Source organism: Mesorhizobium sp. M0960, assembly GCF_040319055.1.
GTDB lineage: Bacteria > Pseudomonadota > Alphaproteobacteria > Rhizobiales > Rhizobiaceae > Mesorhizobium.
In genome coordinates, this window is the sequence record NZ_JAMYNN010000043.1 from 1 (window position 1) to 9,616 (window position 9,616).

General features: G+C 63.2%; 8 protein-coding genes and 2 pseudogenes. 3 read left to right on the forward strand and 7 right to left on the reverse strand.

The genetic code is table 11. The features are described from left to right. Positions 1-127: 127 nt before the first annotated feature. Both NKH63_RS31010 and NKH63_RS31015 read right to left on the reverse strand, forming a co-directional pair. Positions 128-603, reverse strand: a pseudogene (locus tag NKH63_RS31010) (UCP036055 family protein). A gap of 72 nt (positions 604-675) precedes the next feature. Next, entirely contained in the window at positions 676-2,826 is a 2,151-nt protein-coding gene (locus NKH63_RS31015) for a ParB/RepB/Spo0J family partition protein (protein WP_352920457.1), read from the reverse strand. A 188-nt stretch (positions 2,827-3,014) separates the two neighbouring features. On the opposite strand from NKH63_RS31015, the gene NKH63_RS31020 reads away from it, so the two are divergent. The 3 genes and pseudogenes from NKH63_RS31020 (at position 3,015) to NKH63_RS31030 (ending at position 4,260) form a co-directional block, all read left to right on the forward strand. After that, positions 3,015-3,635, forward strand: coding sequence for a DUF433 domain-containing protein (locus NKH63_RS31020; protein WP_352496762.1), 621 nt, complete (start codon positions 3,015-3,017; stop codon positions 3,633-3,635). Further along, positions 3,632-3,712: pseudogene (locus NKH63_RS31435) on the forward strand (DUF5615 family PIN-like protein); the annotation flags it as partial. The gene NKH63_RS31020 and the pseudogene NKH63_RS31435, both read left to right, overlap by 4 nt. Before the next feature lie 71 nt (positions 3,713-3,783). Continuing rightward, positions 3,784-4,260 carry a hypothetical protein gene (locus tag NKH63_RS31030; protein ID WP_352920469.1) on the forward strand — a complete coding sequence of 159 codons (477 nt, stop codon included), beginning with the start codon at positions 3,784-3,786 and terminating at the stop codon, positions 4,258-4,260. Positions 4,261-4,557: 297 nt separating this feature from the next. On the opposite strand, the gene NKH63_RS31035 is transcribed toward NKH63_RS31030, so the two are convergent. From NKH63_RS31035 to istA, 5 genes are all read right to left on the reverse strand, one after another. Further along, entirely contained in the window at positions 4,558-5,754 is a 1,197-nt protein-coding gene (locus NKH63_RS31035; RefSeq protein WP_352468590.1) for a DUF932 domain-containing protein, read from the reverse strand. A 131-nt stretch (positions 5,755-5,885) separates the two neighbouring features. Beyond that, the gene (locus tag NKH63_RS31040; RefSeq protein WP_031195148.1) at positions 5,886-6,158 is read right to left on the reverse strand and encodes a CoA-binding protein; all 273 of its coding nucleotides are present in this window, start codon (positions 6,156-6,158) and stop codon (positions 5,886-5,888) included. 778 nt (positions 6,159-6,936) lie between these two features. Continuing rightward, complete coding sequence (locus NKH63_RS31045; RefSeq protein ID WP_352920466.1) at positions 6,937-7,500, reverse strand: LysR substrate-binding domain-containing protein; 564 nt, start codon at positions 7,498-7,500, stop codon at positions 6,937-6,939. Continuing rightward, positions 7,407-8,279 (reverse strand): IS21-like element helper ATPase IstB, encoded by an 873-nt coding sequence (istB, locus tag NKH63_RS31050; protein ID WP_352920461.1) that lies wholly within the window; start codon positions 8,277-8,279, stop codon positions 7,407-7,409. The genes NKH63_RS31045 and istB overlap by 94 nt, the downstream gene beginning before the upstream one ends. Further along, positions 8,276-9,538 carry an IS21 family transposase gene (istA, locus tag NKH63_RS31055; protein ID WP_352920463.1) on the reverse strand — a complete coding sequence of 421 codons (1,263 nt, stop codon included), beginning with the start codon at positions 9,536-9,538 and terminating at the stop codon, positions 8,276-8,278. The genes istB and istA overlap by 4 nt, the downstream gene beginning before the upstream one ends. Positions 9,539-9,616 lie beyond the last annotated feature (78 nt).

Sequence of the window (9,616 nt, forward strand, 5' to 3'; positions counted from 1 at the left end):
CACCACCCCAAACCTCCGCCTCCTCCCCCCACCACCAATTCTTTCAACCCCTCCACCTTCCCCGCCCGCCCCCCCCCCCCCCCCCCCCCCGGGCCTGTGGTCGGAGTGGTTCTATGGGGTGAGGCGATCAGGCGGCCGCGCGGCCCTCAATGACGTCGGCGCCGACCTCATCGGCGGAGCCTCTTCGAGATAGGCTCGGCTGTACGAATTGCTGGCGAGCCAGCGTTCGGCCGCCTCGCGATCCTTGGCGAGATAGAGCAGTTCCGGGCTGTCCCCGAGTTCCTGCAGGACGCGGACCATGCCGATCATGGAACGCTCCATGACCTCGAAACGCAGGTCATTCTCGATGGACCAAGTGCGCCGGACCGAGACGAGGATGACGCCACCCTGCCCGAAATCGCCCTCATGCAGGGTGAAGTAGGCCGGCGAGCTATAGGTCGCGCGCTCGCGCGGCGGTTCCTTCCTGACCAGACGACCGACGCCGTTGCGGCTCTCCCAGGCAGCGAGCTTCTTGGAAAAGCGAGCCGGCGGCTTCGCCGCGCCGTCGCTGTATCGGATAACGCTCCCCAATGGGGCGGATTCGTAGACGATATGTGCTGACATGTGGATTTCTCCATCCGGAAAACGAAAAAGGGCCCGGCGGGAGTGCCGCACCCGGTGCGAGCGCGAGGCCGATTATTCAGCGGCCTGGAGGTGATCCGCCTCGCCGCCGTCGATGGTCACCGGCTCATCGGAGGACGGATCCGCATCGTCGGCGAGGTAGGCCGGCAGCTCGGTGGCATCGCCGTCGAGAGCCGCCTCGTCCGACATGTCGCCGGCGATCGCATCGCCAGAATCGGTAGCAACTTCATCGACCTCAACGCGCAGCGGCTCGGGCAGCCAGTTCGACCGTTCGAGAAGACGCGCGGCCTCACGCGCCATGATGTCCTTCTGCATGTGGTCGATCAGCTGCGCGGAGTCTGCGCCACGAGCTTCACGGACAGCCTGTAGAATCCGCGCCTTGGTGAGCCGCCCGAGGAACTCGACCGTAGGCGTCCAGCCGGCGTTGACCATGTCGAACTGGAGCGAGCGGCCAAGCATGTCTGCATGCTCGAGCGCCTTCGGTCGCCTGTTCCAGGGTTCGACCACCGCATTGAGGGTCAGCGAGACGCAATGCGCGAACAGCGCCTTGCGGCTTGCTTCGTCGAGGCCGAACAGGAAGTCCCACAGGCCTTCCGCCTCATCGGGCAAATCGCGGTCCCAGGCTTCGTGCCGCTCGGCGATCTCCTTGGCCCAGGATGTCTCGGCAAGACCGTCGACCTGGCTGAAGCTGCCGCTCTTCAGGCTGATCTCCAGGCACGTGTCCGGCGCGAAGCGATAGAAGACCTGCAGGACGAAGGCATGGAGTGCGGCGATGATGGCGATGTCGACGTCACCGGCGAGCGCGTTGCGCAGTGCCAGCGTGCGCTGCGCGGTCAGGTCGAAGACGAGCCGATCGGGCAGTGGCTTGATGTCATCATCCTCGCCGTCGGCGCCAGAGGTGTCGTTCACCGGCTCGCCGTTGACGACAACACCATCGCCATCGTCGTCGCCATTGGATCGCGTTCCGCCGGCGGCGCCCCCTTCCTCGCCCACATCGACGTCGCCGGTTTCGGTCCGCGGCTCGTCCTCGGACCGCACGAAACCGGCGTCGACCTGGAGTTTGCCGTTCGCGGCAAGCGTAACGAACACACCGGCAATGGCCTTCTGGGCGGGATCGTAGGTTTGAGGACGATCATCGATCGCATCGAGCTCGGCACCCAGCTGGTCGAGCTTCGCCTCGATTGCTTCGTCGGCATCCTCGGCCTGGGCATAGTCCACATCCAGCTTGTCGTATTCGGCCTTCAGCGCGTCGTAGCGTTCGATCTCCTCGGCGCTGAGCTCCTGCGCCTCGGCGTAGATGCGCCGCATCCCGGAGGTGTGGCCATAGGGAAAGCTGATCGCCGCATCCACCCATTTCCAGCCTTCGGCGCGGATCGCCTCGGCATCCACCTTCAGCCTGTCGAAGACAAGCTGCTCGAGAAGTGCGGCATCCTGGAACCAGCCGCCGGAATCCTGCTCGAAGAGATCGCGAAGGATGACCCCGCCGGCAGCCTCATAAGCTTCGGCGCCGACATAGACGGCACGGCGATCATCGGCGCGAACGGTGGTCTCCGTCAGCAGACGCCTGATGTAATACGGTTCCTGCGTGTGCGAGCTGGAGATCCGCTCCCAGACCTGCTCCTGGCGCGCATGATCGTCGGAGATCGAAAACGCCATGATCTGTTCGAGCCGGATTTCGTCCTTCTCATAGAGGTCGAGAAGTTTCGGCGACACAGAGGCGAGCCTGAGGCGCTGTTTCACCGTCGCCGGCGACACGAAGAAGCGGGCGCCGATCTCGTCCGGATCGAGACCGTGATCGCTTAGCGTCTTGAAGGCACGAAACTGGTCCAGCGGATGCAGATCGGCGCGCCGCAGGTTTTCAGCAAGCGAGTCCTCTTCGGCCGAGGTCTCCTGCGTGCGGTTAACGATGCAGGGGATCGGCTCGTTCTTTGCCAGGCGCTTTTGCTTGATGAGGATACCGAGCGCGAGATAGCGACGACCGCCGGCCGGCACCTCAAACGTGCCGGTCTCCTCGCCCTCGCCGTCGAGCATCGGACGGACGTTCAGGCTCTGGATGAGCTTTCGCCGCCCGATGTCCTCAGCCAGCTGCTCGATAGACACGCCGTCCTTGATGCGCCGGACATTCTTCTGCGACAGCCTGAGCTTGTCATAGGGAATGTTCTCCGCGGCGTTCATCGCGATCTTCTGAATGGCGTTCTTTGCCATGGTCAGGTTCTCCATGACGGGCGGCCGGGGCCTCTCCCCGAACCTCCAAGCCCGTCAGGAAACCTCCCCTCCCCCTCTGCCTCCCGTCGGGCGTCTGGCACGGACGCCGCCGGCTGCCGCAAAGCTTCGCTGGACTGCGGAAGGCAGAATGGCTATATATCTTCCACGAATGTGGAAGGATTATTGTCATGCCGGGGTTTAGCAGCGAAGTGCTCACCGCCAATGAGGCGGCGGCGGTAACGCAGGTGCCGCTCAAGCAGGTGCATCGCATCATCGATGCAGGATTGCTGCGCGGCCGTGTCGAGACGCGCCGCGGCAGCCGCGTCATCGTCGGAGCGGGTCTCGTCGGCCTACGCCTCGCCTGGCTGACGGCGGAGACGCTGACGCCGGCCGCGCGGCGGCGGATCGTCGAGCACGCCATTGCCGATGATGCTACGCCCGTGGTCGCGGACGATCCCCTTAAGGTCGACCTGAAGCCGATCACCGCCGGGGTAAGGGCCGGCCTCAGCCGGCTGAGGAAAGCAAAGGCGATGGTGGCGCGCGATCCAGCGGTACTTAGCGGTCAGCCGGCCTTTGTGGGAACACGCGTGCTTGTTCATGACGTTGCCGACATGCTCGCCAACGGCGACACGGCCGACGCGATCCGTGCCGCCTATCCGCAACTGACTCTCGACCGGATCAGGCTCGCGGCCGACTATGCGCTCGCCTATCCGCGGCGTGGCCGTCCGCCGGTCAAGCCGGCGTGGCGCAGCACGGCGGCGAAATCGAAACGCACAATCCGTCTCGACGATCTGCCGGCCGTTTCGTGAAATTCCTGATCGACGAATGCCTGAGCCCAGAGCTTGCGAAACTGGCGCGCGAACGGGGTTTTCCAGAGTCGAGCCATGTGCGCTGGCTGGGCCTCGCCGGCGCCAAGGACCATATGGTGACCCGGCGCGCGGTCGCGTCGCGCTCGACATGCTCGATGACATTCCGCCGCTCGCCGCCGCCTCCGCGCCATCACTGGGGTTGGTCGAGACGGTTCGCGTTCCTCCGAACGGCGCGCCGCCTGAACCCTGCAAAAGCCATCACCGCCGGTGCACGCACCGGCCGCAGGGCGGCTATGTGCTCGTCACGCACAACACGACCGACTTTCGCGGCCTCTATCGCCGCGAGGAGCTGCATGTCGGGCTGGTCGCCTTCAACACCGCCCCTGGCCTGATGAGCCTCGATCTCCAGCACAGGCTCTTTCATCTCGCCCTTTCCGAGCTTGGTGGGGAGGAGGCATGGAACGAAGTGCTGGAGATTACGTGGATGTCGCGCGTACCATCACCATCGAACGGTTCAACCTCCCCGACTGACGGACCTCCGCGTTCGTTTCCTGCAATCGGGCTGCCAGAAGCCGCCGCTCGCAAACGAAAAAGCCCGCCGCGGGAGGAGGTGCGGCGGGCTTGATTTGGACGACAGCATTCGGGAGGAATAAATGCCGTCCCTGGTCGCCAAGGTCGGGAGGAGGTGACCCGGACGAAACTCGATATCGACAGACTACTCCCTTCCGCGCAGCCGAGAAACATTAATTGTGCATAGCAGCATTGCGATTTTGTGCGGCGCACACTTAGACCTGAGAGATGTGTTTGCCAGACCTGCAGCGCAGGCCGTGTGCTGCGCGCCGCAGCGATGCACATGTTCGAAACTGGCGGCATCAGCAGCCCGGTGACGTTACCTACTCCCGCCGCGCGCAGCATTGCAGTATCATGCTGCCAGATCGAGAAGCTTCTTGGCCTTGCCCTCCATCTCCAGGCGAACATCCTGATGCGGCTTGTCGCGCGCCACCCGTGTAATGCCCTGCACGAAGTCGAAAATCGAGGCGGGCGGGTGCCCTTCCTCCGAAAGCACGGCATCGATGATCTTCGTCGTCTCCGCCTTGGAGAAGCCGCGCTTGCGCAGGAAGCTCTGGCGATCTTCGTCGTCCCGAGCGACGACACGCTCCCGCGAAGCCTTGATGCCATTGACGAACGGCATGGGCGAAGACTCCGCGAACTGGATCAGCGCTGGCTCGGCTTCCAGGGCAAAACGCGAGGCGGCATATTTGGAATGCCGGATAATGATTTCCTGGAAATCCTGCACGCCCCAGAGGCAACGATTCTGGCACACTGCACGTAGATAGAAGCTGGCGATTCCAAGCGTGCGGGCGCCGACCTCCGAGTTCCAGCAATAAAACCCCCTGAAAAAGACGTCGGGCGAGCCATCGGGCAGCTTGCCGGCTTCGATCGGATTCAGGTCGTCGACGAGGAAGACAAAGACATCACGGTCGGACGCATAGATCGTCGTCGTGGCATTGGAAATGTCGACATTCGGATTGTAGATTCCCGTTGACCAGTCGAGCACGCCAGGAATCTTCCAGCGGGTGTCGCCGGTACCGTTGCCGGCGATTTTTTGGACGGCCGCGATCAGCTCTTCATCGAAAATCCTGCCATAGTCCGGACCTGTAACCGCTCGCAGCTCGAGGCGTCCGTTCTCGATTTCCAGCGTCTTCACCTGCTCGGCGCGGCGGTTGAGGAGACCGTGCTGAAGGTTGATCGCCGCGAGCGGGGCCGGAAGCTGGCGCAGATAGGTGGCCGGTGCACCTACCAGGCTGGCGAGTTGGCCAAAACTCCAATGCGTGGGGGCAACTGGGGCAGGCGCATCGGGCAGCATTAACCTCAGGCGCTCCGGATCGTCGCGGCTGGCCTCGACGCGGATCAGCTCACTCTCGACGATGCGAGTCTTGCTGCGCTCCGACCGGGCCTTCACCGAATTCCGAAGGTCGGTGAGCGACAGGTATCGCTCGTCCGCCGGCCGGTTGAACCATTCTGACGACACGCGGCCGATGCGCTGACCGCGGCTGACGTCGACCTTGTAACCGGCACGCTCGTTGCGGGTGGGCGTGTGAATTTCCATCTGTGTCATGGTTGGAGCTCCTCGGCGGGCGCCGGGAGACTCTCTCCCGGACCTTCACCCGCCACCGCAGCCCACCCACGCTCTTCCTCTGTCGGCATCCGCGCGCCACCAGAAGCGTCGGCATTGCCGAAGCGGCCGCGTTAGGGGCCGACACCAAGCACCGCCAGATCCGGCGCCTCGTCAACGTCCGCGAAGGCGGCGAAGCATGGCCTCCCCAGGATTTCGGTCTGACGCGGATCGATGAACTGGATGCGCCCCGAATATCCGGCGCTGACGACGGACTGGGCCAGCCGCAAGCCGAATGAGCCTTCCCTGCCGGACACCCCGGCAACCACCATGGAGCGGGTGTCCAGCATCGGTGCCAGACGGTGCTGTCCAAGTAGACCCGCGCGCGTTGTGGTTACCGCGTCCATGGCTACTTCCCCTTGAACTCGGAATTGCGCTTTTCCGAAAAGGCGACGGCACCTTCGTTGAAGTCATCGGAGCGGAGCATGCGCTCGTAGTGCTGTAAGCCGCTTTTGCCCACCCATGCCTTGTGGCTTGCCTCATGCGCCGCCTCGACCGAGAGGTGTGCGGTGGCCCGAATGAATTGAAGGTCCGGTCATGATCGTTACCATGGACCGTCCACGACGGATGCCATCGATACGGCCGTCAGCACGATGGTGACACGGATGTCCTGAGGCACGGCACTCCCTTTCTCCCGCAGCCGGAGGCTGGCGCTTCATTAAACGAGCTCATTCTGGCGGCTTGACCGCCGCACCGGGTTTTGTTGTGATTACCCCACTGTAAGGGCAACCCAAAGAAAGCATGCCAGGGTTGATGACAAGACGTGGTTCGACTGGAAGCAATGGTTCCAGCACTTCGGGGTAAACGTGTCGGAAGGGGCTGCCGGGTCCTGTGTTCGACAACCACCTCATGATGAGGCAGGCTGCCTTGGCTGGCAGCGGAATAGCGTTGGGTTGGATTGGCATGGCGAGCGAACAGGTACGCCGCGGCCAACCGGTTGAGCTCCTGCCTGGGGAAGATCAACGCCCCGGTAACGTCTATCTTGTTTCGCTCAAAGAAACGCAATGGAACAAAGCTGCCGCGCTTTTTGCAAACTGGCTCATGTCCATGCCTGGTCCGGCTTTCGATCCAGTTAGACATTCCACGACACGGAACAATGCGACCGTAGGACTTGAGAAGTTCTAGTTATCGCCCAACGGCAAACGCTGAAAAGTCGAAGGTATTCACATAATCGCGGAATGCGGCCTGCGCCTTGGACTGGTTCTTCAGGTTGGGAAAGATCAGCATCATTTCATAGGGTGGAATTTCCCAGCCCGGGAGCAACTCCACAAGGCGGCCGACCGCCACGGACGGCTGGCACACGTAAGCGGGAAGGAGTGCGACCCCGCCGCCCGCGATGCAGGATTGCAGCAGGAACCCCATAGAATCCGAGGTCGCAGCCGGCGGAGGCCGCAGGACGATCGGTGTGTCGTCTGACGAGAACACCCATTCGGGCTGCGCATCATGCACCAGGCAGCGGCGATCTAGAAGATCGGTCGGTTCCTGAAGAGGACTGCCAGCCGCCAGATAGGCTGGAGCGGCGACGAGAACCCGTTTGTCAATGCCGCTCGAATTTTCCCCAAAAGTGCCGAAGTAAAATTCCCCAGTTTCGCCGCTCAGGCTGTCGCGGAGGGGTGTCCATTTTTCGGTGGCCGGCCGCGCGGCCGCGATGGTGGATTTAATGTCGGCGGCGTGATGGAGGCTTTCGATCGCAAGTGTTCGGGCATGAGCTCGGCGTGCTGGCGGAGCCGATAACTCGATCCTTCGATCTGGACGACGACCGCATGGTGAAGCAGGCGATCGAGAAGTGCGGTTGCGACGACAGGGTCGCCGAAGACCTCGCCCCATTCGGCGAAGCCGCGATTTGAGGTGAGAATCATTGCGCCCTTCTCGTAGCGGGCGTTGACGAGTTGGAAGAACAGATTGCCGCCACCGTGGACGACGGGCAAGTAGCCGATCTCATCGACAACGAGCAGAGCAGGCCGGCAGAAGAAGCGGATGCGTTCCTGCAGGCGGCCTTCGCGTTCGGCCCTTGCCAGCGCGGCGATGAGTTCGGCCAGCGTGCAGAAATAGACGCTCTTTCCAGCCTTCACAGCCTCGACTGCAAGCGCAATGGCCAGATGGCTCTTGCCTGTGCCGGGCGGGCCGAGGAAGTGGACGACCTCGCAGCGGGCGACGAAGCCGAGTTGGGCCAGCGTGAAGATTCGATCGCGGTCGAGCGAGGGCTGGAAAGAGAAGTCGAAGCCGGCGAGGGTCTTGATCGTGGCCAGGCGCCCCATGCGCAGTGCCGTCTTGATCCGGCTGTTCTCGCGCAGGGTCAACTCTTCCGAGAGGAGGATGTCCATGGCTTCGAGGGCGGCGATCTCGCCTTTCTCGAGCCGGCGCACGACATGATCGAGCGCTTCGAGCGCCCGCGGCATCTTCAGGCCGACGAGGTCGTGGCGGATCCGATCGATGGTGGATGGCGTGGTGTCGAGCGCGTTCGTCATGGACGTTGCTCCTTGGCCATCACCCGGGCGACGGCGTCGTAGAAGGCCAGCGGGCGCTGAGCGACCCTGTCGCCCGAGCCATGAAGAATGACCTCGTCGTTCCTCAGTCTTTGTCGGCGCTTGTGGACGTGGATGTTGCGATGACCCGGCTCGACATGACGCTGGTGCCGGCCTTCGAGAATAGGATGGGTGGCAATCAGTGCGCCGTCCTCGAAGATGCGCAACTCTTCGGCCAGCGTGTGTACCTCGACGACACGGCGCCTGGTGGCGTCGGGCACGCTGTAGAAATTGCCGCCGACGCTGACCATGCCCTCCCGGCTGATACGTCGCTCGAGCTTTAGGACCGATCGGAACGGAGCCAAAGGCAGCGGCCGCAGCGCTGCCCGCTCCTCGGCGAAAGCTTCGTTGACGACACGCCTTGTGGTGGCGTGAACCCTCGGGTTTGCGACCGTGTCCAGCCAATGACGCAACTGGGCGTTCAGGTCTTCGAGATTGCGAAAGGACCGGGCCGGGAAGAAGTCCTCGCGAATGTAGCGGAACGGCCGCTCGACCTTGCCTTTGGTTTTGGCGCGGTAAGGCCGACACGCCTTGGGATGGAAACCATAGTGGCGGGCAAGATCGACGAGGGCACGGTTGTAGACGATGCCGCCGGTATCGCCTTCGCCGATCACAGCCGTCTTCATACGGTCGTAAAGCACTTCGCGAGGAGCGCCGCCCAACGCCTCGAAAGCCCCGGCATGGCAGCGCAAGACAGTCGGCAGATCCTGGTGGACGACGAAGCGTGCCCAGATAAGGCGACTGAAGCCAAGCACCATGGAGAATAGCCAGACGATTCTCGGCGTGGTCGGCTCATCGGCAAAGACGACATTGAACTGGGCGAAGTCGACCTGCGCCTGCTCGCCGGGCGGGGTCTCGAAGCGAACCTCGTATCCGCGCTCCGCCGCGGCAGGACGGACGTCGCGCAGGAAGTCGGTAACGGCCGTGTAGCCGCCGCCATAGCCGAGGTCCTTCAGTTCGCGGAAAAGCCGGCTGCCGGTGAGCCCGGGATATCGCATGACGCGTTCGCGAAGATAGGCTGTGAAGGGATCGATCACCGCCTGACGCGGCTTGCGCGGTCCGTAGGCCGGAGCCTCGAGCCCGCGCGCAATGTATTTGCGCACCGTCTTGCGGTCGATCCCGCTCTCCCTGGCGATCGCCGACACCGACAGGCCCTGCCGATGCAAATCCAGTATCATCATCATCTCCCCGATCTTGATCACCGAAATCCCTCTCCCGACCATCAGGAGAAGCATCAACGATCACGCGCCGCCGGTCTCCCGGAGCGCGCTCCGGGAGAC